23 protein-coding genes and 2 pseudogenes are annotated in these 25,064 nt (G+C 70.4%); 10 read left to right on the forward strand and 15 right to left on the reverse strand.

Going from position 1 to position 25,064, the window contains the following annotated elements; translation table 11 throughout:
- The 4 genes and pseudogenes from AIIKEEIJ_RS29945 to AIIKEEIJ_RS29960 form a co-directional block, all read left to right on the forward strand.
- Positions 1–191, forward strand: a pseudogene (locus AIIKEEIJ_RS29945) (glucose-6-phosphate isomerase); the annotation flags it as partial.
- Positions 192–256: 65 nt separating this feature from the next.
- The gene (locus tag AIIKEEIJ_RS29950; protein ID WP_037201217.1) at positions 257–631 is read left to right on the forward strand and encodes a WhiB family transcriptional regulator; all 375 of its coding nucleotides are present in this window, start codon (positions 257–259) and stop codon (positions 629–631) included.
- Positions 562–1,254, forward strand: a complete 693-nt coding sequence (locus AIIKEEIJ_RS29955) for an AzlC family ABC transporter permease (protein ID WP_006940908.1) — start codon at positions 562–564, stop codon at positions 1,252–1,254. The genes AIIKEEIJ_RS29950 and AIIKEEIJ_RS29955 overlap by 70 nt, the downstream gene beginning before the upstream one ends.
- Positions 1,247–1,576, forward strand: coding sequence for an AzlD domain-containing protein (locus AIIKEEIJ_RS29960; protein WP_161997196.1), 330 nt, complete (start codon positions 1,247–1,249; stop codon positions 1,574–1,576). Before AIIKEEIJ_RS29955 ends, AIIKEEIJ_RS29960 begins: the two co-directional genes overlap by 8 nt.
- Here the strand turns inward: AIIKEEIJ_RS29960 and AIIKEEIJ_RS29965 are convergent.
- Positions 1,546–2,772 carry a glycosyltransferase 87 family protein gene (locus AIIKEEIJ_RS29965; RefSeq protein ID WP_161997197.1) on the reverse strand — a complete coding sequence of 409 codons (1,227 nt, stop codon included), beginning with the start codon at positions 2,770–2,772 and terminating at the stop codon, positions 1,546–1,548. The two genes, AIIKEEIJ_RS29960 and AIIKEEIJ_RS29965, sit on opposite strands and share 31 nt — an antisense overlap.
- 239 nt (positions 2,773–3,011) lie before the next feature.
- On the opposite strand from AIIKEEIJ_RS29965, the gene AIIKEEIJ_RS29970 reads away from it, so the two are divergent.
- The 3 genes from AIIKEEIJ_RS29970 (at position 3,012) to AIIKEEIJ_RS29980 (ending at position 5,516) form a co-directional block, all read left to right on the forward strand.
- Positions 3,012–3,506, forward strand: a complete 495-nt coding sequence (locus tag AIIKEEIJ_RS29970; RefSeq protein ID WP_161997198.1) for a helix-turn-helix domain-containing protein — start codon at positions 3,012–3,014, stop codon at positions 3,504–3,506.
- Positions 3,503–3,931: a VOC family protein gene (locus AIIKEEIJ_RS29975; protein WP_006940919.1), complete on the forward strand. Its 429-nt coding sequence runs from the start codon at positions 3,503–3,505 to the stop codon at positions 3,929–3,931. The genes AIIKEEIJ_RS29970 and AIIKEEIJ_RS29975 overlap by 4 nt, the downstream gene beginning before the upstream one ends.
- A gap of 145 nt (positions 3,932–4,076) precedes the next feature.
- Entirely contained in the window at positions 4,077–5,516 is a 1,440-nt protein-coding gene (locus tag AIIKEEIJ_RS29980; protein WP_161997199.1) for a DUF4185 domain-containing protein, read from the forward strand.
- Between the two features lie 114 nt (positions 5,517–5,630).
- Here the strand turns inward: AIIKEEIJ_RS29980 and aztD are convergent, their stop codons facing one another.
- Complete coding sequence (aztD, locus tag AIIKEEIJ_RS29985; RefSeq protein ID WP_161997200.1) at positions 5,631–6,842, reverse strand: zinc metallochaperone AztD; 1,212 nt, start codon at positions 6,840–6,842, stop codon at positions 5,631–5,633.
- A 128-nt stretch (positions 6,843–6,970) separates the two neighbouring features.
- Here aztD and AIIKEEIJ_RS29990 point away from each other — a divergent pair, with 128 nt between their 5' ends.
- On the forward strand, positions 6,971–8,158 hold the full coding sequence (locus tag AIIKEEIJ_RS29990) for an AAA family ATPase (RefSeq protein ID WP_029546523.1): 1,188 nt from the start codon (positions 6,971–6,973) through the stop codon (positions 8,156–8,158).
- Here AIIKEEIJ_RS29990 and AIIKEEIJ_RS29995 read toward each other — a convergent pair.
- From AIIKEEIJ_RS29995 to AIIKEEIJ_RS30010, 4 genes are all read right to left on the reverse strand, one after another.
- Complete coding sequence (locus AIIKEEIJ_RS29995) at positions 8,112–8,696, reverse strand: sigma-70 family RNA polymerase sigma factor (protein ID WP_029546522.1); 585 nt, start codon at positions 8,694–8,696, stop codon at positions 8,112–8,114. The two genes, AIIKEEIJ_RS29990 and AIIKEEIJ_RS29995, sit on opposite strands and share 47 nt — an antisense overlap.
- Before the next feature lie 81 nt (positions 8,697–8,777).
- Positions 8,778–9,458, reverse strand: coding sequence for a nitroreductase family protein (locus tag AIIKEEIJ_RS30000; protein ID WP_161997201.1), 681 nt, complete (start codon positions 9,456–9,458; stop codon positions 8,778–8,780).
- A gap of 37 nt (positions 9,459–9,495) precedes the next feature.
- The gene (locus AIIKEEIJ_RS30005; protein WP_161997202.1) at positions 9,496–10,926 is read right to left on the reverse strand and encodes an FAD-dependent oxidoreductase; all 1,431 of its coding nucleotides are present in this window, start codon (positions 10,924–10,926) and stop codon (positions 9,496–9,498) included.
- Positions 10,927–11,016: 90 nt separating this feature from the next.
- Positions 11,017–12,024 carry an NAD(P)H-dependent glycerol-3-phosphate dehydrogenase gene (locus AIIKEEIJ_RS30010; protein ID WP_006940963.1) on the reverse strand — a complete coding sequence of 336 codons (1,008 nt, stop codon included), beginning with the start codon at positions 12,022–12,024 and terminating at the stop codon, positions 11,017–11,019.
- A 199-nt stretch (positions 12,025–12,223) separates the two neighbouring features.
- On the opposite strand from AIIKEEIJ_RS30010, the gene AIIKEEIJ_RS32750 reads away from it, so the two are divergent.
- On the forward strand, positions 12,224–12,394 hold the full coding sequence (locus AIIKEEIJ_RS32750) for a hypothetical protein (protein WP_167666173.1): 171 nt from the start codon (positions 12,224–12,226) through the stop codon (positions 12,392–12,394).
- 55 nt (positions 12,395–12,449) lie between these two features.
- Here the strand turns inward: AIIKEEIJ_RS32750 and AIIKEEIJ_RS30015 are convergent, their stop codons facing one another.
- The 9 genes from AIIKEEIJ_RS30015 to AIIKEEIJ_RS30055 form a co-directional block, all read right to left on the reverse strand.
- Entirely contained in the window at positions 12,450–13,712 is a 1,263-nt protein-coding gene (locus AIIKEEIJ_RS30015; RefSeq protein ID WP_161997203.1) for a benzoate/H(+) symporter BenE family transporter, read from the reverse strand.
- A 7-nt stretch (positions 13,713–13,719) separates the two neighbouring features.
- Positions 13,720–16,404 carry an AAA family ATPase gene (locus AIIKEEIJ_RS30020; protein WP_161997208.1) on the reverse strand — a complete coding sequence of 895 codons (2,685 nt, stop codon included), beginning with the start codon at positions 16,402–16,404 and terminating at the stop codon, positions 13,720–13,722.
- A gap of 11 nt (positions 16,405–16,415) precedes the next feature.
- Positions 16,416–17,762 carry an MFS transporter gene (locus tag AIIKEEIJ_RS30025; protein WP_006946218.1) on the reverse strand — a complete coding sequence of 449 codons (1,347 nt, stop codon included), beginning with the start codon at positions 17,760–17,762 and terminating at the stop codon, positions 16,416–16,418.
- Between the two features lie 108 nt (positions 17,763–17,870).
- Complete coding sequence (locus AIIKEEIJ_RS30030) at positions 17,871–18,680, reverse strand: 1,6-dihydroxycyclohexa-2,4-diene-1-carboxylate dehydrogenase (RefSeq protein ID WP_161997204.1); 810 nt, start codon at positions 18,678–18,680, stop codon at positions 17,871–17,873.
- Positions 18,677–20,287 carry a benzoate 1,2-dioxygenase electron transfer component BenC gene (benC, locus tag AIIKEEIJ_RS30035; protein WP_161997205.1) on the reverse strand — a complete coding sequence of 537 codons (1,611 nt, stop codon included), beginning with the start codon at positions 20,285–20,287 and terminating at the stop codon, positions 18,677–18,679. Before benC ends, AIIKEEIJ_RS30030 begins: the two co-directional genes overlap by 4 nt.
- Before the next feature lie 33 nt (positions 20,288–20,320).
- Positions 20,321–20,824 carry a benzoate 1,2-dioxygenase small subunit gene (gene benB, locus AIIKEEIJ_RS30040; protein WP_043801243.1) on the reverse strand — a complete coding sequence of 168 codons (504 nt, stop codon included), beginning with the start codon at positions 20,822–20,824 and terminating at the stop codon, positions 20,321–20,323.
- 13 nt (positions 20,825–20,837) lie between these two features.
- Positions 20,838–22,229 (reverse strand): benzoate 1,2-dioxygenase large subunit, encoded by a 1,392-nt coding sequence (gene benA, locus AIIKEEIJ_RS30045; protein ID WP_006946209.1) that lies wholly within the window; start codon positions 22,227–22,229, stop codon positions 20,838–20,840.
- 209 nt (positions 22,230–22,438) lie between these two features.
- Entirely contained in the window at positions 22,439–23,443 is a 1,005-nt protein-coding gene (locus AIIKEEIJ_RS30050) for a 2Fe-2S iron-sulfur cluster-binding protein (protein WP_161997206.1), read from the reverse strand.
- Between the two features lie 3 nt (positions 23,444–23,446).
- Positions 23,447–24,658, reverse strand: a complete 1,212-nt coding sequence (locus AIIKEEIJ_RS30055; protein ID WP_161997207.1) for a cytochrome P450 — start codon at positions 24,656–24,658, stop codon at positions 23,447–23,449.
- Positions 24,659–24,797: 139 nt separating this feature from the next.
- Between AIIKEEIJ_RS30055 and AIIKEEIJ_RS30060 the strand changes: the two are divergent.
- A pseudogene (locus AIIKEEIJ_RS30060) lies at positions 24,798–25,064 on the forward strand (AraC family transcriptional regulator); the annotation flags it as partial.

The following is a 25,064-nucleotide window of genomic DNA, read 5'->3' on the forward strand; positions in this document are numbered from 1 at the left end:
TGTACGAGCATCAGACCTTCGTCCAGGGCGTGATCTGGGGCATCGACTCGTTCGACCAGTGGGGCGTCGAACTCGGCAAGACCCAGGCCCTGGCCCTGGCACCGGCCCTGACCGGCGCGGCGGACCCCGACACCGGCGACACCTCCACCGACACCCTCGTCCGCACCATCCGGCGCCTCCGCCGCACGTGAGTCCCTCGGGCGGCCCCCACCGCCTCGAGGACGCACCGGCGAAGCCGCCCAGAGAAGGGAGAATCATGCCCGCGCCCAAGCTGTTGACCTTGCCCCCGGCGATCACGGAGTCCTGGGACTGGCAGCTGCACGCCGCCTGCCGGGACGCCGATGCCGCGACGTTCTTCCATCCGGACAACGAACGGGGTGAGGCGCGCACCGACCGGGTTCGTGCCGCGAAGCGGATCTGCCAATCCTGTCCTGTGCGGACGCAGTGTCTCCGGCACGCGCTCGAGGCCGGGGAACGGCACGGAATCTGGGGCGGGTTCTCGGAGGAAGAACGCAGAGTCCTGGTGCGGCCGTCGAACAGGGCACCCCATAGCCTGGAGCCGTGTCCGGTAGCCGTCTCCCCGAGATCCGCACGGGTGTCCGCGACTCCTGGGCGGTCGGTCTCGGCCTGATCCCGCTCGGCCTCGCGTTCGGGGTCGTGCTCACGCAGGCGGGCTTCGACTGGTGGTGGGCGCCCGTCTTCTCGACGGTGATCTACGCGGGCTCGATGGAGTTCCTCGCCGTCGGCCTGATCGGTGCGGTGACGCCGGTGGCGTCGATCGCCGCGGCGACCCTGCTCGTGAACTTCCGGCACGTGTTCTACGGGCTGTCGTTCCCCCTGGAGAAGATCCGCAGCCGGCTCGGCCGGGCGTACGGTGTCTACGCCCTCACGGACGAGACCTATGCCATCGTCGCCACCAAGCACCGCGACGAGCTGACCGGCCCGCGGATGCTGACGGTCGCGGCGACCTGCCAGCTGCTGTGGGTCGCCTCCGGGACCGCCGGCGCCCTGATCGGCGCGGCGCTGCCGGCGGGGCTGTCGGGCCTGGAATTCGCCCTCACCGCGTTGTTCGCCGTGCTCGCGCTCGACGCCTTCCGCCTCGGGCGGGACCTGCCGGCCTCGGCTCTCGCGGTGGTGTGCGGCCTCGTCGGGGCGGCCGTGTCGAAGGACGGCATGCTGGTGATCTCACTGGGACTGTTCGTCGCGTGCCTGCTGGTGCGGTTCGTCTACCGCAACAAGGTGGCCCGTGCCTGAGCCGGTACCGGACGCCGGCTACGTCGTCGCTGCCCTGATCGTGATGTTCCTCGTCACCGTGGGCCTGCGGGCGGCGCCGTTCGCCGCGCTCGCCCGGCTGCGGGAGTCGGACGTGGTGGGGTACCTCGGCGCCGCCATGCCGGCCGGCGTGATGGTCATCCTGGTGATGTACACCCTGCGCGACGTCGGGCCGGCGACGTGGCTACCGGCGGTGCTGGGCCTGGCGGGAACCGTCGCGGTGCACCTGTGGCGGCGCAGCGCGGCGCTGAGCACCGTGGCCGGAACCGCGATCTACGTCCTGGCCGGGGCGTTCTGGAGCTGAGCGGTGCGAGCGCCGACCGGCGCCGGGACCGCGTCGGGGCGGCGGGAACGTGCCGCGACGACCGCGGCGACGAGCACCGCGAGACCGGTGACGCACTGCGCGTTGCCGAGGGTCTGCTGGATGGCCGACTCGACCCAGCCGTGCGTCGAGGTGTCCTCGAGCAGGTAGTTGGGTCCGACGAGGAAGACCAGCGTGGCCGGCAACAGCACGGGCCACCACGAGCGGTACCGGGGAGCCAGCGCGACCGCGACGAGCAGCACGCTGTATGCCCAGTGGTGCGTGACTGCGATGGGAGCCGCGAGCAGGGTCGCCAGCGCGATCACCCCGAGGGCGACGACGTGCTCGCCGGCCCGGGTGAAGCGGTGGGCGGCCCAGAGCGCCGCTCCGACGACGAGCGCGACGCCCGCGAGCCACGCCGCGGTGTACGCGTGGCCCTCGAGGCCGAGCCGGGCGAGCAGGCCGCTGAGCGCCTGATTGCGGAAGAAGTCCTGGTCGCCGGCCCGGTCGGTGGCCCAGGCTTCGGTGGTCCAGAAGTACACGGAGGATTCCGGGCGCAGCCAGTACGCGAAGCCTGCGACGGCGAGGAACGCACCGAAGGCGCGCACCGCGGACGGCATGTCCCGACGGAGCAGGAACAGCACACCGAACGCGGCGGGGGTCACCTTGATCGCGGCGGCGAGCGCGATCCCGACGCCGCGGAACCGCTGCGGGATCACACCGAGGACGTCGGCGACGACCAGGGCCATGAGGATGATGTTGATCTGCCCGAACAGGAAGTTGGACCGGATGGGTTCGAGCCAGAGCGCCACGCCCAGCGCGGCGGTCGCGACCACGTTCGCGCGACGGACGTCCATGCGGTCGAGCGAGACCTTCAGCACCCACCACACCAGGCCGATCAATCCCGCGGTCCACAGCACCTGCATCAACGTCGCGTTGAGCAGGGGGAGCGGGGCGAAGAGGAACGCCGCGAACGGCGGATAGATGAACCGGAATCCCGAGTTGGTGTGGAAGCCCTCGGTGTAGAGGGGGGTGTGGTGCAGGAATGCCCACCCCGCGTCGCGGAAGACGGACAGGTCCATGAGGTATCCGGTGACGGCGTTCTCGAGGTGGACACCGACCACGATCGCCGAGGCCATCAGCCCCACCCCCACGAGCAGGGAGTACCCGGGCCGGGCACGGACTTCGGACAGCAGCACGGACGATCACCTCCGCTTGTCGGGACAGGAACCTCCCGGATACGTTACACAATCGTTGCCTTCGGGGCCGGATGCGCGGGTTGCCCGGTCCCCCACCGTGTTTCCGGCCGGTTTGTCCGGTTCGGGCGATTCCGTGCGACGGCCTGCCTCGCACAGTCGAGACGAAATCGCGATCTCTACGACGTCTCCTAGATATGGACAGAAATTCCTGTCGAGTGGGGCCTTGCGATACTGGGCGCATGCCGCGCCGCGTGCCCGAGGAGCTTCTGCCGCACCTGCGCCGCGCCCGCGATCTCGCGGACCGGGAATACGCGCAACCTCTCGACCTCGCCGGGCTCGCCGCCGCCGCGGGGGTCTCGAAGTATTACTTCCTGCGCTGCTTCACCGCCGTGTACGGCAGGACGCCCGGGGTTCACCTCACCGAACGACGCATCGAGCGGGCGCAGGACCTGCTGCGCGCGACGAACCTGACCGTGACGGAGATCTGTCATCTCGTCGGGTACAGCAGCCTCGGGTCGTTCGGCACCCGGTTCCGTCAGCTGGTCGGCGTCACTCCCACCGAGTATCAGGCCACGTTCGCCGAGTCCGGTGCGCCCCGCATCCCGGGCTGCTGGGTGTTCATGCACGGTCTGAGCGACCGCCGTCGAACTGCGCAATTTGGGAGAAGCCCGCACCGTTCCCGTCGATCTACGGTCGAGGGGTGCCGCACCATCGACCCGGAGGACACGCTGTGATCACCAACATCTCCCTGTTCACCCTCTATGTCACCGATCAGGACGAGGCGAAGAAGTTCTATGTCGACACGCTGGGGTTCGTGGAGACCGCGGACGTGGCGATGGGTGAGGGCTTCCGCTGGGTGACCGTCGCGCACCCGGACCACCCGGAACTCGAGGTGACGCTGATGGTACCCGGCCCACCCCTGGGCCCGGACATGGCCGCGGCGGTGCGCCGCGCGCTGGCCGACGGCACCATGGGCGGTTTCGGGCTCCGCACCACGGACTGCCGCAAGACGTACGAGGAACTCACGGCCAAGGGGGTCGAGTTCACCCAGCCGCCGTCCGAGCGTCCCTACGGTGTCGAGGCCGTGTTCCGGGACAACTCGGGAAACTGGCTCGTGCTGGTGGAGCCCCGCGAGTACACGCCCGACGAGTTCCGTTGATTCGGAACTCTACGACTTTCTCGGACTTTTCCGAGAGAGGGATATAAAGGCGCAGATCCACGTCGGGAAGCCGCCCGGACGCGCCGGCGGTACCCTCCTGTGCGGCGCCGGGCCGTCCGGCACGGTGACGCACGGGAGGGAACCCATGACACGGCAGGCGCCGGTGATCGCGCTGCTCGCTGCGGTGCTGGCGGCGACGCCGGCGCATGCCGCACCCGCCGAGCCCGCGACGGACGGGGTGCCCGGCAGCGGCCCGTGTGCGAGCGACACGTGGCAGCACGAGTCGCTGATCCCGAAGGACCTCGACATCCCGGTGCCGTACCCGGTGATCACCACCGTGCCGTACCCGGCGCCGGAACCGGAGACCGTGCGGATCGATCCGCCTCCGCTGCCGGTCGACCCGTGCGCCGATCCGTGCCCGGACCTGACCGACGAGCCGGTCACCCCGGATCCGGTCTTTCCCCGGATCGCCCTGAAGCCCAGTCCCTTCCACCTCGGCATCCCGGTGCCCGGCGAGGGGGCCGAGCCGCTGCCGCCGCTTCCGGCGCCCGAGACCCCGCCGATCGAGCCCGCCCCGCAGGCGCCCGCGCTCCCGGCTCCGCGGGTCGTCGAGGTCTCCACCGTCGCCAAGCAGACGGGCGCCGGATCGGTCACCCGGACCGACAAGCGCTGGCAGGTGTACGGCACCGATCTGGGCATCATGTGGGAGTCGGAGCCCGGCCGGATCGCCGTCGCGTTCGGTGACACCGTCGGCAGGGGCTTCCATCCGCCGGGCGGGCAGGGTGACGACTGGCGCAGCAACGTGCTGGCCTTCTCCACCGACCGTGATCTCGCCGACGGGATGAGCTTCGACTCGATGGTGCAGGATTCGCGGTGCCATGCCGCCGAGATCCTCGGCAGCCGCAAGCTCGACAACGTCGAGATCACCACGATCCCGACGTCGGGATTCGCGGTCGGCGACCGCCAGTACCTGACGTACATGTCCATCCGGACCTGGAACAGCATTCCCGGCACGTGGTGGACCAACCACGGTGGCATCGCGTACTCGGACGACGGTGGTTCCACCTGGACCAAGGATCCGTACGCCAAGTGGGACAACATCTTCGGCGTCACCAACTTCCAGGTGGCCGCGGCGGTGCCGGCACACGGATACGTATACCTGTTCGGCACCCCCAATACCCGGCTCGGCTCGGTGGCGCTGGCCCGGGTGCCCGAGGACCGGGTGCTCGAGCCGGGCGCCTACCAGTACTGGCGCGACGGGAACTGGACCCCTGCCGGCGGATACACTGCGGCGACGCCGGTCGTGCACGGCCCCGCTGGGGAGTTGTCCGTGCGCTACGACGCCGCCGCGGACCGCTGGCAGATGACGTACCTGGACACCGCCAAGGCCGCGATCGTCGTGCGGGAGGCCGAGTCGCCCCAGGGAGTGTGGTCGGAGAGCACGCGGCTGGTCGGCGTGGAACAACACCCGGAGCTGTACGGCGGGTTCGTCCATCCGTGGTCGACGGACGAGGACCTGTACTTCATGCTCTCGACGTGGTCGGACTACAACACCTTCCTACTGCGGGCCAGGATCGAGCGCTGAGCCGCGGCCGCCCGCCGACCGGCCGCTGCCCGCCGGTCGGCTGCCCGGCCGCCCGCTGACCGGCCGAATGTCACATGGGTACGGTTCGATCGAACCCATGTGACATTCGGTCACCTAGGTGCCGGTGATCTCGTTGGGGGTCTGCGGCAGCGACGCGGTCGTCACGGCGGCCGAGTCGAGGTCGACCGCGTGCAGCGCGTTGTTCGCCGGGTCGGTGACGTAGGCGGTGTGGCCCTGCACGTACAGCGCCGGGCGCGGTGACTGCCACTCGTCGGGCTCGATCCACGGGGCGAGGACGTCGATGCGCCGGACCGCCGCGCCGCTGTTCTGGTCGATCACGTGCAGCGCTCCGTCGGTGCCCAGGACGAGTGCCTCGCCGTGGGGTCCGCGTCCGAGCGAGCGGAACGTGTAGCTGGTGCCGAGGTCGACGAGCCGCAGCTCGCCGGTCCGGGTATCGGTGAGCGAGACACGCTGTGGTCGTTCGAGTTCCGCGTCCGGATCGCTCTTGTAGTCGCCGAGTACGATGTCGGACTCCTCGGATCCGGCCTGGTTGCCGATCCGGCCGTACGGGTCGGGGGCGCTCACCTTCGTGATCGTGCCGTCGCGGTAGACGAGCAGGCCGTCCTCGCAGCCCAGCACGACGGCCTCGTCGGCGGCGACGGCCTCGCCGTGCACGCCGGGGCACTGCTCGTTGCGGGTGATCTCCCGGCGCTCGGCGTCGAGGACGGCGATGCCGTTGCGGGACTCGCTGTTGCCGAGGGTGACGAGCAGGCTGCCGTCGGCGAGCGCGACCGCGACGCCGTGGTGCGCTTCCGGAGTGGTGTAGGTGTTGGTCTGCGGCGTGCCGTCGGCGAGGTCCGCGGGGTCGAGGATGTCGACGCGGCCGGTGCCGTCGTCGAAGAGCACGGTCCTGCCCGCGTGCCGGACGACGTGCCCGGGCTTGGCGGCGGCGAACTCGACGTCGGTGAGTGCCGCGCTGCCCGCGTAGTGGTGCGCGTGGTCGCCGTGGGGTTCGGACCAGCTGCCGGTGTCGAGGACGCGGAAGCGGCCGGCGGTGGAGACGAACACGTGCCGGCCGTCGCCGGCGGCATTGAGGCGGTTGAATCCGTCGAGCGGCAGGTCGGCGACGACGTCGAGGTCGTTCGCGTCGAGGACGAGAATGCCGCCGTCGTAGGTGACGGCGAGCCGGGGCTCGGCGGCGGCGACCTCGGCGGGAGCGGTCGGGGCGGGGGCCGCGGGGGCGTCCTCGGCGGTGGAGGTGGAGCAGCCGGCCACGAGCACGGTGGCCAGCCCGGCGGTGAGCGCGAGACTTCGGGAGGACTTCATGCCGGAACATCTACGCGTTATTGCAAACGAATGTCAAAGTCCATTATGCGAATGTCCGCATCCGGGATGTCCCGCGACACGCGGTGCAAGGAGGCGATGTCCACGCGCGGCGCCGTTACCATCGACCGATGGACCCGGTCCGCAACCCGTACGCTCCCGGCGCGGGGCAGCGCCCGCCCGAGCTCGCCGGCCGGGCGAAGCAGCTCGACGCCTTCGACGTGGTGCTCGAACGGATCGCCCGCGGCCGCCCCGAACGCAGTGTCGTGCTCACCGGGTTGCGCGGCGTCGGCAAGACCGTCCTGCTCAATCAGCTTCGCTCCGCGGCGATCTCGCGGAGCTGGGGCACCGGCAAGATCGAGGCCCGGCCCGACCAGGACCTGCGCCGGCCGCTGTCGTCGGCGCTGCACATGGCGGTGCGCGAGATCGCCCCGGCCCATCCACACCCCGAATCGGTCGAGTACTTCCTCGGCGTGCTCAAGTCGTTCGCGCTGCGGGCCACCGCGGACAAGGGCATGCGCGAGCGGTGGCAGCCCGGCATCGACGCCCCCGCGGTCAAGGGCCGCGCCGACACCGGCGACCTCGAGATCGACCTCGTCGAACTCCTGATCGACGCCTCCGGGCTCGCCCGCGACGTGGGCGTGGGCATCGCGCTGTTCGTCGACGAGATGCAGGACCTCGGCGCACCGGACATCTCCGCGATCTGCGGGGCGTGCCACGAGCTCAGCCAGGACGCCGCACCCCTCATCGTGGTCGGCGCCGGGCTGCCGCACCTGCCCGCGGTGCTCTCCGCGTCGAAGAGCTACTCGGAGCGGCTGTTCAGCTACCACCGGATCGACCGGCTCGACCGCGGCTCCGCCGACATCGCCCTCATCGCGCCGGCCGAGCGGGAGGGAGTGACCTTCACCGAGGAGGCGCTCGACGCGCTGTACGAGACGGCCGACGGATACCCCTACTTCGTCCAGGCCTACGGCAAGGCGACCTGGGACGTCGCGGCGACGAGCCCCATCACCGCCGACGACGTGCGCGTCGGCGCGCCCGCCGCCGAGGAGGAACTCGCCGTCGGGTTCTTCGGCTCCCGGTACGAGCGCGCCACCCCCGCGGAGCGGGAGTACATGCGCGCCATGGCCGACCTCTCCGGCGACGACGGTCCCGTCGCGACGTCGAAGATCGCGGCCGAACTCGGCCGCAAGCCTGCGTCGCTGTCGCCCGCGCGGGACGGGCTCATCAAGAAGGGGCTCATCTACTCCGCCGAACGGGGCTTCATCGGATTCACCGTGCCGCACTTCGGACGGTATCTGCGCGCTCAGCACGACTGAGCTGCAACCGGATTCGCTGCAGGGCGCGGTGCTGGGCGATGCGGACGGCGCCGACCGAGGTGCCGAGCATCGCGGCGGTGCGTTCGGCGCTGTAGCCCTGCAGGATCCGCAGCTGCACCACGCGGCGCTGCTGCTCCGGCAGCAGCGCGAGTTGCCGGCGGACCGCGGAACGCAGCTCCTCGTCGAGCACGCCCTCCTCGGGCCCGGGGCCGGCGACGTCGTGCAGCGGCGTCACGGTACGCGCAGCCTTGCGCCGGACGTCCGCGACCTTGTGCGTGGCGATCCCGAACGCGAAGCGCAGCAGCGACGCACCGCGATCCTGGTAGCGCGGCAGTGCCCGCGTCAGTGCGAGGCACACCTCCTGGGTGACGTCCTCGGCCGGAGTGTGCGCGCGGGTGCCCTCGTCCATACGCGCGGCGCAGAAGCTCAGCACATGGGGGCGAACGGAACTCACCACCACGCCCACGGCGTGCGGTTCACCGGCGACGGCGCGCGGTACCCAACGGCGGAGCAGCTCCTCGGTTTCGATGCGGTGCACGGGGTGTCCTCTCGGGCGGGGAAGGTGGTGAGTTCCACCTTCCGTCGCCCGGGCGCCCCGGGCCAGGACCCCTGGGGGTGGTTACTCCTCCACCCACCGCACGGCGTCGTCCAGGCTCGCCCGGTCGGTGCGGCAGGTGTTGGCGGGGTGGCTCTCGTCGGCGTAGCCGAAGGAGATCGCGCACACGATGTCGCGCTCGTCGGAGATACCGAGTTCGCGGCGGACGGCACCGGCGGCCATCGCGACGGCGGCCTGCGGGACGGCGGCGATGCCGAGCGCCTGCGCGGCGAGGAGCAGGGTGGCGACGTACCCGCCGCAGTCGACCGCTCCGTACGTGCCGAGTGCCTTGTCGGTCGTGACGATCGCGACGTGCGGCGCCCCGAAGAAGCGGTAGTTCTCGAGCATCTGCTCGGTGCGGCGCGCGTAGTCGTCGCGGGCGATGCCGAGGCTGTTGTAGAGGGCGTAACCGGCGCCTCGGCGCCGGTCGGCGTACACCCCGCGGTACTCGGCGGGGCCGGGGATGTCCGGGTCGAGATGGCCGGACGCCGCCTGCTCGTACACCGCGGTCCGCAGCCGCTCGATGGCGTCCCCGCCGGCCACGACGACCTCCCACGGCTGGGAGTTGCACCACGACGGGGTGCGCTGCGCCATCCGCAGCATGGTTTCGATGTCCTCGCGCGGCACCGGCTTGGACAGGAACGCCCGGCAGGAGTAGCGGGTGTCGAGCAGGGTCGAGAGCGAGGTACGGTGGTCGATCGTCATGTGACCAGGGTCGCACAGGCACCTGTGTAGCGCTCGTTCAGGGCCGTCGTGCGGGACCGGCGGCCGTGTAGTTCTCCCGGTCGAACCGCCGGGTGCGCAGCCGGTATCGCCAGGACGAGCCCGGCCACAGCGACCGGTTCACCGCGTCGCGGTCCAGGTACCAGCTCCGGCACCCCGTGGTCCACACGGTGCCTGTCGAGCGCCGGCGCATCTCGGCGGAGAACTCCCGCTGGGTGGCCGCCCGCACCTCGAGTGCGGTGACGCCCTCCCGGTCGGTGGCGTCCATCGCGGCGGCGACGTAGCGGAGCTGGCTCTCGATCATGAACAGCAGCGAGGTGTGGCCGATGCCGGTGTTGGGCCCGCCGAGCAGGAAGGCGTTGGGGAACCCGGCGACGGTCGTGCCCAGGTGCGCCGACGCGCCGTCGCGCCCCCACCGCTCGAGCAGGGTGCGGCCGTCGCGGCCGACGACCGGCAGGCCGGCGAGCGCGGCGGACACCCGGAATCCGGTCGCGTACACCAGGACGTCGGCCGCGTGTTCCCGACCGTCGACGGTGCGCACACCGTGCGGGCCCAGTCCCGCGACCGGGGTGGTGACCACCGTGCTGGAGTCTCGGGCGAGCGCGGGATAGTAACTGTCGGAGAACAGGATCCGTTTGCATCCGATCCGGTGTCGCGGGGTCAGGGCGCGGCGCAGGTCCGGGTCGGGCACCTGCCGGTGCAGGTGCCGCAGCGCCCGGGCCTCGAGGCGGGCGAGCCGGCGGTCGGACCCGGTGAGGGCGGGGACGAGCGCCTCGCCGCGCCAGTACTCGACCGTCCGTCGCGCGCGGTGCGGCAGCGGTAGGTGCTGCCTGCGGCGCGGCAGCACCCAGGCGGGGCTGCGCTGGAACAGCGTGACACGGCCGGCGGTGTCGGCGAGGTACGGGATCACCTGGGCGGCGCTCGCACCGGTGCCGATCACGGCGACGTGCCGCCCGGTGACGTCGACGGCGTGGTCCCAGCGCGCGGTGTGGAAGGCGGGGCCCGCGAAGGAGCCTTCGAGGCGGGGAATCTGCGGGACGTTCAGGGCGCCGGTGGCCAGGACGAGGAAGCGGGCCGCGTAGTCCGGACCGTGGTCGGTGCGCACGTGCCAGCGGCCCGTCGTCTCGTCCCACCGGCACCCGGTTGCGGTCGTGCCGTAGGCGATCCGGTCGTCGAGCCCGTTCCCTGCGGCGAACGCGTGCAGGTGCGCGAGGATCTCCGACTGGGTGGCGCGGCCGCGGGCCCAGACGGCCTGGGGAGCGGACGAGTACGAGTACAGGGCCGGATGGATGTCGCACTCGCACCCCGGGTAGGTGTTGTCGCGCCACGTGCCGCCGAGAGCGGCGCTCCGTTCGAGAACGCGCACGTCGCGGCCGCGTTGCCGCAGGTGTGCGGCGGCACCGAGCCCGGCGAAGCCGGCGCCGACGACGAGTACTTCGGTTCCGATCACTTGAACAGTGTGCAAGTACGGGCTTCACCAGGCAAATTAGGGTTTATATCGCCATCTAGTACGCGGTCGAGAATCTCGGATACTTCCCGATCAGACCACGTCCTCCTCGTTGCCCGGGGTGACCCGGCGCAGCCCCCGGTACGCGTCGGCGGGGGAGCGGCGGCCGGCCACGACGGCCTCGACTTCGGCGGCGATGGGCATCTCCACCTCGTACTCGCGCGCCAGTTCCATCACCGTCGGTGCCGTCTTCACCCCCTCGGCCACCTGGCCCAGCCGGGCTACCGCCTCCTCGAGGGTGAGCCCGCTCGCCAGCGCCTCGCCGATCCGGCGGTTGCGGGACGCCGGGCTCGTGCACGTCGCGATCAGGTCGCCCATGCCGGTCAGGCCGGCGAACGTCCGCGGGTTGGCCCCCATCACCTCACCGAGCCTGGTCATCTCGGCGAGGCCCCGGGTGAGCACCATCGCCCGGGTGTTGTCGCCGACCCGCAGCCCCTCGGCCATGCCCGCCGCGATCGCGACGATGTTCTTCAGGACCCCGCCGAGTTCACAGCCGAGGACGTCGGTGTTGCGGTATACGCGGAAGACCTTCGAGGCGAACAGTGGCTGCAGGGCCGCCGCGACGCGTTCGTCCGCCGTGGCCACCACCGCGGCGGCCGCCATGCCGTCGGCAACCTCGCCGGCGATGTTCGGCCCGGCCAGCAGCCCCACGGGGTGCCCCGGCAGGCATTCGCCGATCACCTCGGTGGGCCGCAGGCGCGTGCCCGGTTCGAGTCCCTTCGCGAGCGAGAGGATCGGCACCCAGGCCCGCACCTCGTTCGAGATCTCGGCGAGGGTGGCGCGGACCGCGTGGGACGGCACTCCGACCACCAGCACGTCGGCCTCGTGCGCGGCCTCGAGGAGGTCCGAGGTGGCGCGCAGGTTGGCCGGCAGGGTCCGCTCGCCGAGGTACCGGGTGTTGCGGTGCTCCTCGTCGATCTCGCGGGCGGTGTCCGGATTGCGGGACCAGAGCAGGGTCGGGGTGTTCCGGGCCGACAGCCCTGCGACGGTGGTGCCCCACGAGCCGGAACCGAGGACGACGACGCGAACCGGACGTGCCATGGGTTGTTGATCCTGTCTGCGCGGCGGGACGGTACGGCCCTCAGGGTGTCAGTTCGCCCGTCCCGGCGCCGGATTTTCGCGGTATGCCCGGTCCCCGATCTGCGTCGTACCGTATGTGCGGATGCGCACACTGGCATATCTGATACCCCATGGGGTATATTGACGATAGACCCCGACCGCTTCCCCGAGGAGGACGCCCATGTGTTACCCCGTCACCTGCCCCAAGTGCGGAAAGACCGGCTGGGGCGGCTGCGGCCAGCACGTCGACAGCGTGATGAAGTCCGTGCCCGCCGCCGAGCGATGCGCCTGCGACCAGGACTCCGCTCCCAAGACGAGCTCCGGCATCTTCGGCTCGCTGTTCGGCCGCTGACACCCACCGGCTCGGGACACGGCGGGTGCGCGCACCCACACGCGCGCACCCGCCGTCACCGGCCGGTGGTCCAGTCCCCCCGCTCGAGCAACCGCGACACGATCACCCCGGCCACCAGACCCCAGAACGCCGCCCCGATGTTCCAGAACGTCACGTTCGCGGCGGTGACGATGAATGCCACCAGCGCCCCCATCGTGTACTTCGAGGCGAACGCCGTCACGAACGCGCCCTGCAGCGCCCGCAGCATCGCCAGGCCCCCGAGGGTCGCGACGAACGCCGCCGGCGCGGCGGTCATCCACCGCACGAAAAGCGGCGCGAACAGTCCGAACACGATCGAATACAGCCCGAAACACACGGCCGCCGTGTACTGGCGGCTCCGCTCACCGGACGCGGTGAGCAGGGCGTTCGTCGGGCCGGTCAGGCACGTCGACACCGCGCCGACGCAGGCGGCACCGAGCGACCACACCCCGCACGCGATCGTGGTGACGTTGATCGGGGGCCGGTGCCCGGCCGCCGTGAGCACTGCGACGCCCTGCCCGTTCTGCACCACCAGCACAGTGATCGCCAGCGGGATCACCAACTCCAGCAACGCCGTCCACGTGAACACCGGGGCGGTGAAGACCGGCGACGCGAGGATGCCCGCTCCGCCCGGGGTCGGGGAGAAACGCCCCGACGCCGCCACCGCGACCGCACCGGCGATCAGCGCCCCGAGGATCGGCGGCAGCCACCGGCCGATCCGGCCGAACGCGCTCAACGCCAGGAACATCAGCACCATGGGCGCGGCGATCGCGACGTCCGCACCGAGCGCGAGTACCAGGTCCACACCGAACTTCAGGAAGACGCCGGCCACCATCGCCATGACGATCGGCATCGGCAGCGCCTCCATCACCCGCCGCACCAGCCCGGACGCCCCCAGCACCAGCACCAGCAGGCCGGTGACCAGGAACGCCCCGATCACCTCCGGCCAGGACAGGTGCCCCAGCGACCCGCCGACGAGGATCGTGCCCGGAATCGTCCAGGCGAAGCCGAGGGGCTGCCGGTAGGCGATGCTCATCGCGATCGTCAGCACGCCGTTGAGGACGAAGATCCCGAAGATCCACGACGCCAGTTCGGCGGCGCCGAGCCCGCCGGCCGCGCCGGCCGCGAGGACGACCGCGACCGGCCCCGTCGACGAGAACACCAGCCCGATCACGCCGTTCGCCGCGTACTCGATGCCGAGGTCCCGCAGCACCCGGCGCGGCCGGGTCACGGGCCGAGCGGGCCGCTCGAGCAGGTCGGTGTCGTTCGGGGGAGAGGTCTCCTCGTCGACTGCAGTCATCTCTTCCTCACTCCTCTTGCCGGAACTGGGCGGCCAGCTCGCTGCGCGAACGGATTCCGAGCTTCGCGTAGACCCGTGTCAGGTGGTACTGCACCGTCTTCACCGACAGGAACAGCTCGCCCGCCACGTCCTTGTTGGTATTGCCCGCGGCCACCAGCGCGGCGACCGCCTTCTCCTGCGGGGTCAACGCCGCCAGATCCATGTGTGTCCGGCGGGTATCTTCGCCGTTCGCCTTCATCCCCCCGGCCTTGAGTTCGCGGTCGCAGCGCTGCACGTACGACGTCGCGCCGAGCGTCACGTACAGCTCGCGGGCCGTGCGCATCACCGCGTCCGCCTCCCGCCGGCGTCCGGCGCGGCGCAGCGTCTGCCCGTACGCGAAGTTCACGCGGGCACGGTCGTACGGCAGCGACAGCGTCGCCAGGTTCGCCAGCGCGTCCTCGAATGTTCTGCGGGCGGCGTCGATGTCACCCCGTGCCCCGTGGATCCGTCCGCGCACGTATCCGAGCCGCGCCCGGGCGGACAGGTGCCCACGGGAGACGGCCAGTTCCTCGAACGGACGGAGGAACTCGTCGGCCTCGTCGACGCGTCCGGTCATCACGAGAGCATTCGCGTACAGGTCCGGCCACGGCCAGAAACCCGGTTCCACCAAGGCCTGCCGCCGACGGGTCGTGAGCGGTGCGAGGTGCCGCAGCACCCCGTCGTAGTCGGCGGCGACCTCTGCGCACTGGGCGGCCGCGATGCAGGACGGCACCACCATGACGGCATAGTCGGTGGCGCCCGCGCGTCCGCGACGCAGGTGGTCGCGGGCCAGCGACCAGTCCCCGCGCAGGGCGTGCACCTGTGCTCCCGTCCAATGCACCAGCGGCCGAAGCAGATCCAGGCCGGCCGTGTCGAGCTGTGCGGCCGCGCGGTCGACGGTGCGCACGGCGTCGTCCCATGCGCCGAGCGCGAACTCCGTGCGCGCCAGCCACGCCTGCGCCCACAACGAGATCCGGATCGAGCCGCCGCGGAAGACGGTCGGCTCGGCACTCTCGAGCTCTGCGCGGGCGCGATCCGGCTCGTCCAGCGCCAGGGCGAGCCAGCCCTCCGCCATGCGGATCCGCTGGCTCTGGGCGCCGAGCCGGAAGGTCTCCGACAGCTCTGCGTACGAGGCGCGTGCCTCGTCGACGCGGCCGGTCATGGCCAGGCCGAGGCCGCGGATCGCGGCCGACTCGACGGCAGCGGGCATGTCGGGAGCTACGAGGGACGACGCGCGGTCGGCCCACTCGACGAGGCCCGCGCCGTCGAGCTGGGCCAGCGAATGCAGCACCATGCGCTGGCAGATCATCGCACCCAGATCGGGGTCCCGGGCCGGGTCCGGGAGCAGTTGCCATGCGCGCGTGAGCAGCTGGGAGGCCTCGGCCGACCGGCCGCGCTGGATCGCCAGGTAGCCGAGCACCACGTCGCGCATGGAGCCTTCGGGCGCGGCCTCCATCGCCGGCACGAACGTCAGCGCCTGGGGCAGGTCCGCCGCGCCCGTGAGGGCGTCGACGCCGCGGATCAGCCGCTGCGCGCGCTGGTCGCGGTCGGGACTGATGCCACTCGCGATGATCAGTGCCTCGGCAGCATCCGACCACGCACCGACGGCGGCGCGGCGCCGGCCGTACCGATCGAGGCGGTCCGCGAGGTCCGCATCGGCGGTGGGGGTGGCGGAGACCAGGTGGGTGAGGGCGGCACCCTCGTCGTCGACCAGTTCGGCGGCGCGGGCGTGCAGGTCGCGCCAGCGGGCGGGACCGATGTCGTCCGCGACGGCGGCCCGCGTCATCGGGTCCGGGAAGATCAGGGTGACCGCGCCGCGCTGTTCGCGTCGTCGGAGCAATCCGGCGGTGTGCGCGGCGTCGAGCGCCGCGGTCGGGTCCGCCAGCCCGGCCAGCGCCGCGGCCTGGGTCAGGGTGCTTTCGCCGCCGAGCACGGCCGCCGCTTCCACGAGTGCCCGGGTCTCGGCGGGGCAGTGGTCCAGCGTGCGGCGCACGGCGCCCGACCGTTCCTGGGGCGCCGGGAACCGGGCCTGCCAGTGCTGCCACTGGTTGCGGGGGATCTCGTCGAGCAACTGCAGGATCGGGCGGGGTGTGCCGAGAGTGTGCTCGAACAGCCGTCGCGCGGTCCACGGCGACAGGTCCACGCCGATGCGGGCGAGGGCCAGCTGGGCGATGTCCTGCGGCCCGAGGGGCCGCACGTGCACGGAGAGGGCGCGGTGATGGTCGAGCACCTGCCGGGTGCTGTCCGGGACCGCCTCCGGCAGCGGGTCCACGGTCACCAGCAGGACGAGCAACTGCTTGCCGTGGGCGCGGCGGACGGCGGACGACAGGGCCTGCAACGACTCGGAATCGGACCAGTGCGCGTCGTCGACGACGAGAACGGTGGGACCGTCCACGAGGGACAACAGTTCGTGCGCCACTTCCACCGGATCACGTCCGGTGACGGGGGCCTGCAGCAGTTGCTCGGCCGTGCTCCACGCGCGCGCCGCCTCCCACGGGACGCCCGCGGACACGCGGACCTGCCAGCCGTTCAAGACCTCGGTGAATCGTTGCACCAGGGCGGATTTGCCGATACCCGGCGGACCCTCGACGAGGGCGAGCACGGGTGAACCGGCTCGCGCCTCGCCGAGGTGACGGTCGAGCTCGGAGAGCTCTCGGGTACGTCCGACCAGCATGGCGGGGTGAGTCACACTTCCACGGTAGTGGGGCTCGCGGCCGCAGCTTCGGGGGTTCGGGCAACGTACTGCGCACCCCGTCGGATGGGAACGAACACCGTGACCAGGGCGCCGGCCACGGCGATGCCCGCGAAGATGTAGAAGCTCACGTCGTTGCTCAGCCCGGCACCGATGAGCAGGCCGCCGATGATGGGGCCGAAGATGCCGCCGAGCCGTCCGAATCCGGCGCACCAGGCGACACCGGCACCGCGCGCTGCCGTCTCGTAGTAGTTGGAGACGAACCCGTAGATGAGCACCTGGGTGCCGATCGTGCCGACCCCGGCGATCGCCACCGCGGTCAGCAGGACGGGGAGCGGGAACCCGAAGGTGAGGAGGATCAGTGCCAGGCCGGCGAGGCCGAACGTGGTGGCGATGACCGGCTGGGGACCGCGGCCGTCGGCGATCCGGGAGGCCAGGAGGCCGCCGATGATCGCACCGCCGTTGAGCACCAACAGGAATGCGAGCGAGCCCTTCGCGTTGTAGCCGGCGTCGGCCATGATCTTCGGCAGCCACGTGTTCAGGCCGTAGGTCAGCAGGAGCCCGGCGAAGCTCATCAGGCCGAGCAGGGTGGTGCCCCACGCGTAGCGGCGGGTGGCCAGTGCGGCGAATCCGACCTTCTCGGCCGGGGCCGGGGCGATCGTGGGCAGGGGGAGACCGAACTTGTCACAGACCGCGGCCGCCTCGTCCGTCCGCCCGCGCGCCTGCAGCCACATCGGGGATTCGGGGAGCTTCACCAGGGCCAGGGGCAGCAGGATCACCAGCGGCAGCGCGCCGATCCAGAACAGTCCGCGCCAGCCGATGGTGTCGCGCAGCACGATGGCCAGCAGAGAGGCGAGGACGCCGCCGGCGGGGACGCCGCTGTAGACGATCGCGTTGAACAGGTTCCGTTTCCCGGGCGGAGCGAACTCGGCCACCACGGCACCCGCGGTGGCGACGAGACCACCGACGCCGATGCCGGTGAAGAATCGCAGGATGCCGAAGGAGGTGATGCTGGTGGCCATCGCCGCGGCGCCCATGCCGACGGAGAACCAGACGATGTTGATCAGCATCATCTTCCGGCGCCCGAGCCGGTCGCCGAACGCGCCGGTGAACAGGGCGCCGACCATGACGCCGATGAGGGCGTACGAGCCCAGCGCGCCGCCCTGCTGCGCGGAGATCGCTCCGATCTGGCTGGGGTCGGCCATCAGTGTGGGCAGGATCGTCCCGTAGACGACGAGGTCGTAGCCGTCGAAGATGATCGCGAGCGTGGCGAGGGCGACGACCCAGATGACGGTGCGGCGGTGCCGGGGACTTGCCCAGGCGGTTGTGTTGTCGGCCATGTCGGCTCCGGTCTGTGAGTGCGGTCACAAATGAAACGGGGCAGAAAGAGGGCCTCACCGGCAGGGGATCCCTGGCCTGTCGGTGAGGCCTGTGGCGGTGCTGGGGTGTTACCCCAGGTCGCCGCCGGCGACGGGAAGAACCGTGCCGGTGATGTAGGAGGCCTCCTCCGAGGCCAGGAAGGTGATCGCGGCGGCCTGCTCGTCGAGCGTGCCGTACCGCTTGAGCAGCGAGGAGTCGACGGTCTGGTCCACGATCTGCTGGTACCAGCCCTTCTCCTGCTCGCTCTGCGCGGCGGGGCCGCGCGCTACCCGGCGGGCGGGGGCGTCGGTGCCGCCGGGGGCGGTGGCGACGACCCGGATCCCGTACGGGGCGGCCTCGAGGGCGAGCGCGGCGGTGATCGCGTTGACCCCGCCCTTGGCGGCGGCGTAGGGGACGCGGTTGACACCGCGCGTCGCCACGGAGGACACGTTGACGATCGTGCCCGAGCGTTGCTCGATCAGGTACGGCAGCACCGCGCGGCATGTCCACAGCGTCGGGAACAGCGACCGCTGCACCTCCGCCTGGATCTGCTCGGGGGTGTAGTGCTCGTACGGCTTCGCCCAGATCGTCCCGCCGACGTTGTTGACGAGCACGTCGATGCGGCCGTGCTGCTGCCGGGCCTCGTCGATCGCGGACTGCGCTCCCTCGAAAGTCTCGAGGTCGGCGGTGACGGAGTGCGCCTGGAAACCCTTCTCGCGCAACTCCTTCGCCACCTCGTGTACGAGCTCGGAGCGGTCGACGAGGATCACGGATCCACCCTCGGCTGCGATGCGGGACGCGACCACGAGGCCGATACCCTGCGCGGCGCCGGTGACGGTGACGACCCTGCCGTCGAAGCGGCCCGGGTACACGGTGCCGACCGGAAGAAGGGCACTCACGCGAGTTCCACCTTCGCGGACTCCTCGATGGCGCGGCGCATCGTCGCCTTGGCGTGCTCGGCATGGCTGACGATGAGGTCGCGGGCCGCCGCGCGGTCCTTGCGTTCGAACGCCCGCACGATCTGCAGGTGGTCGTGCGGAATCTGCTCGTCCACCCACTGCGCGGTGCGCAGCACCTTGCGCATCAGCTGGGTCACCTCGAGCCGGTTGTACGCCTCGAGCAGCACGGGATTGCCGCAGCAGCGGAACAGGAACTCGTGGAAGGCGGCGTTGGTGTCGGTGAACGCGCCCGCGTCGGTGAAGCGGTCGTGGTCGATCGATGCGGTCGACGCCTCGGCGAGAATCCGGAATTCCACGAGCTGCGCGTCGGTGAGCCGGCCGATGGTCAGCTCCAGCGCACCGAGTTCGAGCGCCATGCGCGCGTCGAACTGGGCGTCGGATTCGGTGACGGGCGGGTGCTCCTCGCCGATCTCGTAGTTGCCCACCGGCACCTGCTCGGCGGCGCCGAGGGACACCGGCAGGCCGGTCTCCTCGGCGGCCCTGGTGGCGCCTTCGAGTTCCCGCTCGGTGGGCCGGGGCGCCGGTTCGGCGGCGCCGGTTGTCGCGGAGTTGTTGAACTTCTCGAAGTAGAAGTTCGTCACCGAGATGCCCTCGTTCGACAGGTGCGTGCGCACCGCCTCGACCATCGGCGGCGGCCCGCACAGGTAGACGTCGACGTCGCCGTCGTTGAGGTGCTTCGGCCCGAACAGGCCGGTGACGTACCCCTTGTTGGGGGCGGTCGACTCCGGATCGGAAACGCAGTAGTCGAACGTGAAGTTCGGCAGCGACCGCGTGTAGGCCTCGAGCTTGTCCAGCTCGACCAGGTCCTGGTCGAAGCTGACGCCGTAGACCAGGTGCACCGGCAGGTCGCTGCCCTCCTCCTGCATCTTCGACAGGATGGCGAGCAGGGGCGCGAGGCCGGTACCGCCGGCGAGCAGGAGGGCGGGGCGCTTACGCTCACGCAGGAAGAAGCTGCCGAACGGGCCGGTGAACTGCAGGGTGTCTCCCACCTGGGCGCGATCACTCAGGTACTCGGACATCAGGCCGCCCTCGGTGATCTTCACCAGGAAGGACAACTGCGGGTCGTTCGGTCCCGTGCTGAACGAGTACGACCGGGTCTGTTCCGTTCCGGGCACGGTGATGTTCACGTACTGGCCCGGCAGGAACACCAGGTCGTCCCGATTGGGGATCTCGACGGTGAAGCCCACGGTGCTGGGAGAGAACCGCTGCAGGTCCGTGATCGTCGCCGTGTACGTCGCGGCCGCGGTCTTCGCGACGTCCGAGGTCGTCGCGATCTGCAGCACGAGATCGGATTCCGGGACCATCTGGCACGGCAGGCAGAATCCCTGCTCGGCCTCGTCGTCGGTCAGCGCCTCCTCGATGTAGTCGCCGCCGTCGTAGTTGCCGGACTCGCACAGTGCCTTGCAGGTACCGCACGCGCCGTCGCGGCAGTCGAGAGGAATGTTGATCCGCGCCTTGTACGACGCGTCGGCGACCGTCTCGTTCGGTCCGCACTTGATGAAGCGGGTCACCCCGTCCTCGAAGCTCAATGCCACCTGAAAGCTCACGGCATGTGCCTCCTTTCGTGAATCGGGGGTGGATCAGACGACGTAGACGTCCACGATGTGGTGGATGTAGTCGTTCTTGAGCACGATCTTCTTCTTCTTGATCACCGGGTGCGGGCCCGAGACGTCGAGGGTCACGAAGTTCGTGCCGAAGTAGGTGTCGGTGGTGTTGTACCGGTAGTACAGCGAGAACCAGTTGTGGCGCAGGTCGATCTCGGTGCCGCGGCGCTCGAGGATCTCGACGTTGGTGATGTTGTGGCCGGTGCGCGGTTCGGGCAGCGACGTCGCGGAGGAGCGGTCGGTGCGGATGCGGAACACCCGGTCCTCGAGGCCACCGCGGTTGGGGTAGTAGATGAGCGAGATCTCGCGCTGCGGGTCCTCGGTGAGCGCACCGTTGTCGTCCCATGCCGGCATCCAGTACTCGGCCTGCGGGTGGTAGCACTCGAGCCACTTCTCGAACTCGCGGTCGTCGAGGAGACGGGCCTCGCGGTAGAGGAACTGCTCGATGTCGGTCTGCGTCAATTCCGTTGCGGCGGTCATGTCCTGGTCTTCCTCAGCGCTCGTTCGTGGTGGTGGGCTCGGCGGCGGCGTTCTCGGCGGTTTCCGCCGCGACGGCCTTGCGCATGCTCTCGAGCCAGAAACCGTGCTGGATCGGGTACAGGCCCTCGTCCTCGGTCTTCACGCCGCTCGACAGCACGTTCTTCATGCCGAGGTCCAGCGCGACCTGGTCCGGTCCGTTGAGCTGGTGGGTGGCGCCGCGGCTGAGGTCGTTCCACGGGGCGGCCGACGCGAGATAGGTCTTCTGGCAGGACCGGAACTCCTCGAGGTCGTCCGGGGTGGCCATTCCGGTGGCGTTGAAGAAGTCCTCGTACTGGCGGATGCGGTTGGCGCGGGATTCGGCGCTCTCACCCTTGGGGGCGATGCAGTAGATGGTGACTTCGGTCTTGTCCACGGAGATCGGCCGGAAATGCCGGATCTGCGAGGAGAACTGGTCCATCAGGTACACGTTCGGGTAGAGGCAGAGGTTGCGGGACGCGCCGACCATGAACTCGGCCTTCTTCTCGCCGAATTCTGCGGCGAGCTCGTCCTTGCGGGGGAAGAGCGGGCGGTCCTGCGGGTTGCCCCACCACATCCACAGCAGCAGGTGGCCGTTCTCGAACGAGTGGTAGCCGCCGCCCTGCTTGCCCCAGGTGCCGGCGTCCATCGCCTTGGTCTCGTTGGTCGACTCGCCGGCGGTGCGGCGCGCGGTGGTGGCCGCGTAGTTCCAGTGCGTCGCCGACACGTGGTAGCCGTCGGCGCCGTTCTCCGCCTGCAGCTTCCAGTTGCCGTCGTAGGTGTAGGTGGACGAACCGCGCAGCACCTCGAGACCCTCGGGGGACTGGTCCACGATCATGTCGATGATCTTGGTGGCGTCACCGAGGTGCTCTTCGAGGGGCTTGACGTCCTCGTTCAGGCTGCCGAACAGGAAGCCGCGGTAGCTCTCGAACCGGGCGACCTTGGTCAGGTCGTGGCTGCCGTCCTTGTTGAACCCCTCCGGGTAGCCGGCGTCGCGCGGGTCCTTGACCTTGAGCAGCTTGCCGTTGTTGCGGAACGTCCAGCCGTGGAACGGGCAGGTGAACGTGGTGCGGTTGTCGGTCTTGCGCCGGCACAGCATCGCGCCCCGGTGGCTGCACGCGTTGATCAGGCAGTGCAGCTCGCCCTCCTTGTCGCGGCTGATCACGACGGGCTGGCGACCGATGTAGGTGGTGAAGTAGTCCCCGTTGTTCGGAACCTGGCTCTCGTGCGCGAGGTAGACCCAGTTGCCTTCGAAGATGTGCTTCATCTCCAGCTCGAAGACTTCCTCGTCGGTGAAGATGTTGCGGCGCACTTGGTATCGGCCGCTGGCCGCGTCTTCGACGAGAGCGCCGTCGAGGGCGGCGCGCACATGGTCCAGGGTCTCGGTCATGGGGATCCTCCAGAAAGGGTGTCGGCTCGGCCCCGGCGGAGAATGGGGCTGTTTCCGCGTTATCTCCACCATGCCACCATGTGGCCGCAGTCACACCAGGCAAATGCCTAGGCCTACCTAGGACCCTCGGCAGGAGGGTAGGAAGTCCCCAAACGCCCGGTGCGTCCTTTGGGCTGCTGGAACAGCCCAAAGGACGCACCGGGGGTGGGTCACGTCGCCGGGGTGAACTTCTCCCGCCGGATCCGGCGCGGCGACATCCGGCGCCGCTTGCACGCCTTGACGGCGTTGTCGACGAAGGCCTCGGAGCCGCAGATGTAGCCCGTGTACTCCTTCGCCGACGCCACGTCCTCGACGAAGGCGTCGGGGGCGTAGCCCTCGCGGTCGCCGCCGGACTCACGGCTCAGGCACGCGACGAACCGGAAGCCGGGATGCTGCGCCTCCAGCTCGCGGAAGAAGCCGGAGTCGTAGAGGTCCTCGGCGGTGCGCACCCCGTGGTAGAGGACGATCTCGCGCCGCGGATCCAGCGACAGCGCCTGCCGGACGATGCTCTTCATCGGGGCCAGTCCGGTCCCGCCCGCGAGCAGCACCATGGGGCCGGTGGACTCCGCGTCGAACGTGAAGTCCCCGAGCGGTCCGGTGACGTCGACACGGTCGCCGACCGCGACGGTGCCGAACGCCCACCGGTCGCTCGCGACCCCACCCGGCCGGCGACGGACATGCAGCTCGAGCAGCTTCGCCTCACCCGGAGTGTTCGCCAGCGAGTACTGCCGCCGGACGCCGGTGCCCGGGACGGTCAGTTCGACGTACTGCCCGGCGGAGAATTCGAGCGGCGTGTCCAGGGTGAGCAGCATCCGCCGCGTGTCGTGGGCGATGTCGCGGACCTCGGTGACGGTGCCGACGAGGTCGCGCAGCGCGTGGGTGGCGTCCCGGTCCCGGCCGTCGTCGGTGCGTGGCCGCTCGACGACGGTGTCGCCGCACGGCGTGGCCTGGCACGCGAGGGCGAAGCCCGCGTCGCGTTCCGTCGCGGGCAGCGTCGCCTCGGGGGACGTGCGGTGGTCGACGGCGCCCGAGCGGACCCGGATCTTGCAGGTGCCGCACGTGCCCTGGTTGCACGAATTGGGCATCCACACCCCGCTGCGCAGCAGTGCGTCGAGCACGGTCTGCTCGGGTGCGCACGCGACGGTGGTGTCGCCGACGGTGACGGTGGCGCTCATGTCCTAGACCTCCCAGGTGACGTGCAGGGCGGTGGGTCCGCGGAAGCCCCAGCCCCAGAACTCGACGTCGGCGTTCGTGTCCCGCTCGAGGTTGGGGATGGTGTCGAGCAGTTCCTCGAGGCCGATGCGGCACACGTGGTTCGCGAAGTAGATGCCGGCGCACGCGTGGTTGCCGGCGCCGAACGCCAGGTGCGGCAGCGGCGGGCGGGTCATGTCGTATTCGGTGGGGGCGTCGTACTTGCCGGTGTCGTGATTGGCCGAGCCGTACGACAGGATCACCACGGTGCCTGCCGCGATGTCGACCCCGGACACCGTGGTGTCCCGCCTCGCGATGCGGGCCGTCGCCGACCAGATCGGCGACGTCCACCGCATGCCCTCGGCGATCGCGCGCGGAATCAGACCCGGCTCGTCGACGACGGCTTCGAACTGTTCGGGCCGGCTGAACAGCCCCGCCAGCGTCGAGGACATGGCGTGCCCCGGCTCCTGCATGGCCCCGAGCAGGAACACGTACAGCGTGGGATAGATGTACTCGCGGTCGCGGGTCTGCCCCTCGGGCATGCCGTCGTGCAGCCAGTGCGACATCGCACTGTCGTCCGGGTGTTCGATCCAGTGGTCGATCAGGGGATCGACGATCGAGCGGATCTCCGCCTTCGCGGCGTCGCCGGCCGCGAACCGCTCCTGGTCGGTGAATTCACCGCGGTCGTCGACCTCGGCGTTGGTGAAGGAGTCGGACAGCTTGTGGAACCACTCGCGCAGCGTGTCGGAGCCGACGTCCTTCAGCCCGAGCAGGTCGCCGAGCGCGCGGACGCTGACCGGTTCGCAGTACCGGGCGACGAGATCGGCGCGGCCGTCGTTCTCGAAACCCTCGAGGTAGCGGCGGGCGATGGGCCGGACCAGGTCCTCGATCCAGCGGTCGACCTCGCTCGGCTGCAGCGCGGGTTCGACCATCGAGCGCAGATCCTGGTGGATGTCGCCGTTGACACCGATGATCGCGGGATGTCCGAACGTGCGGCCGCCGGCCGGGGTGATGATGGCCTCGAAGTCGTCGCTCGTCGCGATGGCGTGGCACGCCTCGGCGGTCGAGGCGACGAACGCGCCGAGGACGGGGACGAAGGCGACCGGTGCCTCGGCCCGCAGCCGCTCGTAGACCGGGTACGGGTTGCGCTCGAGTTCGGTCATGGTGATCTCGTCGATCCATGAAAGGGTGCTCGTCATCGGTATTGCTCCTCGATGTGTCTTCGGCGGGTAGGCCCCTCGAGCGGGGCCGTTCGTCGGGTGAGGCAGAACATATGACGGCAGTCACACGATCGCCGAGACGATCCGCGCGGCCCCTGGACACATCGCGCGACTTTCTGTGACCGGCGTCTCCGCTACGTACGCTCGTGGTGTGAGTGCGACCGAGATCGGAGACTGGGATGCCGCATCCCGGGCGGTGGCGGACGCGTACTTTCCCCATGAGCTGACCGATTTGTCGGGCACCGACCGGCCGAAGCTGTCGCTGACGACGGTCGATCTCGGCGGGGTGACCCTCGGCCGCCTGCACTGGGGTGCCGACATCGCCATCGCGTGCGACTATCCGGGCGCCTACGAGGTGAACATCCCGGTCACCGAAAGTCGCGCG

Source organism: Rhodococcus sp. YH1 (assembly GCF_009939605.1).
In the GTDB taxonomy this organism is placed as follows: Bacteria; Actinomycetota; Actinomycetes; order Mycobacteriales; family Mycobacteriaceae; genus Rhodococcus; species Rhodococcus aetherivorans.

Excerpts from the sequence above, each read along its gene's own strand:
- AIIKEEIJ_RS29950 (WP_037201217.1), top strand. The coding sequence starts at position 257 with ATGCCCGCGCCCAAGCTGTTGACCTTGCCCCCGGCGATCACGGAGTCC.
- AIIKEEIJ_RS29970 (WP_161997198.1), top strand. The coding sequence starts at position 3,012 with ATGCCGCGCCGCGTGCCCGAGGAGCTTCTGCCGCACCTGCGCCGCGCC.
- AIIKEEIJ_RS29980 (WP_161997199.1), top strand. The coding sequence starts at position 4,077 with ATGACACGGCAGGCGCCGGTGATCGCGCTGCTCGCTGCGGTGCTGGCG.
- aztD (WP_161997200.1), bottom strand. The coding sequence starts at position 6,842 with ATGAAGTCCTCCCGAAGTCTCGCGCTCACCGCCGGGCTGGCCACCGTG.
- AIIKEEIJ_RS29990 (WP_029546523.1), top strand. The coding sequence starts at position 6,971 with ATGGACCCGGTCCGCAACCCGTACGCTCCCGGCGCGGGGCAGCGCCCG.
- AIIKEEIJ_RS30000 (WP_161997201.1), bottom strand. The coding sequence starts at position 9,458 with ATGACGATCGACCACCGTACCTCGCTCTCGACCCTGCTCGACACCCGC.
- AIIKEEIJ_RS30010 (WP_006940963.1), bottom strand. The coding sequence starts at position 12,024 with ATGGCACGTCCGGTTCGCGTCGTCGTCCTCGGTTCCGGCTCGTGGGGC.
- AIIKEEIJ_RS32750 (WP_167666173.1), top strand. The coding sequence starts at position 12,224 with ATGTGTTACCCCGTCACCTGCCCCAAGTGCGGAAAGACCGGCTGGGGC.
- AIIKEEIJ_RS30015 (WP_161997203.1), bottom strand. The coding sequence starts at position 13,712 with ATGACTGCAGTCGACGAGGAGACCTCTCCCCCGAACGACACCGACCTG.
- AIIKEEIJ_RS30020 (WP_161997208.1), bottom strand. The coding sequence starts at position 16,404 with ATGCTGGTCGGACGTACCCGAGAGCTCTCCGAGCTCGACCGTCACCTC.
- AIIKEEIJ_RS30025 (WP_006946218.1), bottom strand. The coding sequence starts at position 17,762 with ATGGCCGACAACACAACCGCCTGGGCAAGTCCCCGGCACCGCCGCACC.
- benB (WP_043801243.1), bottom strand. The coding sequence starts at position 20,824 with ATGACCGCCGCAACGGAATTGACGCAGACCGACATCGAGCAGTTCCTC.
- benA (WP_006946209.1), bottom strand. The coding sequence starts at position 22,229 with ATGACCGAGACCCTGGACCATGTGCGCGCCGCCCTCGACGGCGCTCTC.
- AIIKEEIJ_RS30050 (WP_161997206.1), bottom strand. The coding sequence starts at position 23,443 with ATGAGCGCCACCGTCACCGTCGGCGACACCACCGTCGCGTGCGCACCC.
- AIIKEEIJ_RS30055 (WP_161997207.1), bottom strand. The coding sequence starts at position 24,658 with ATGACGAGCACCCTTTCATGGATCGACGAGATCACCATGACCGAACTC.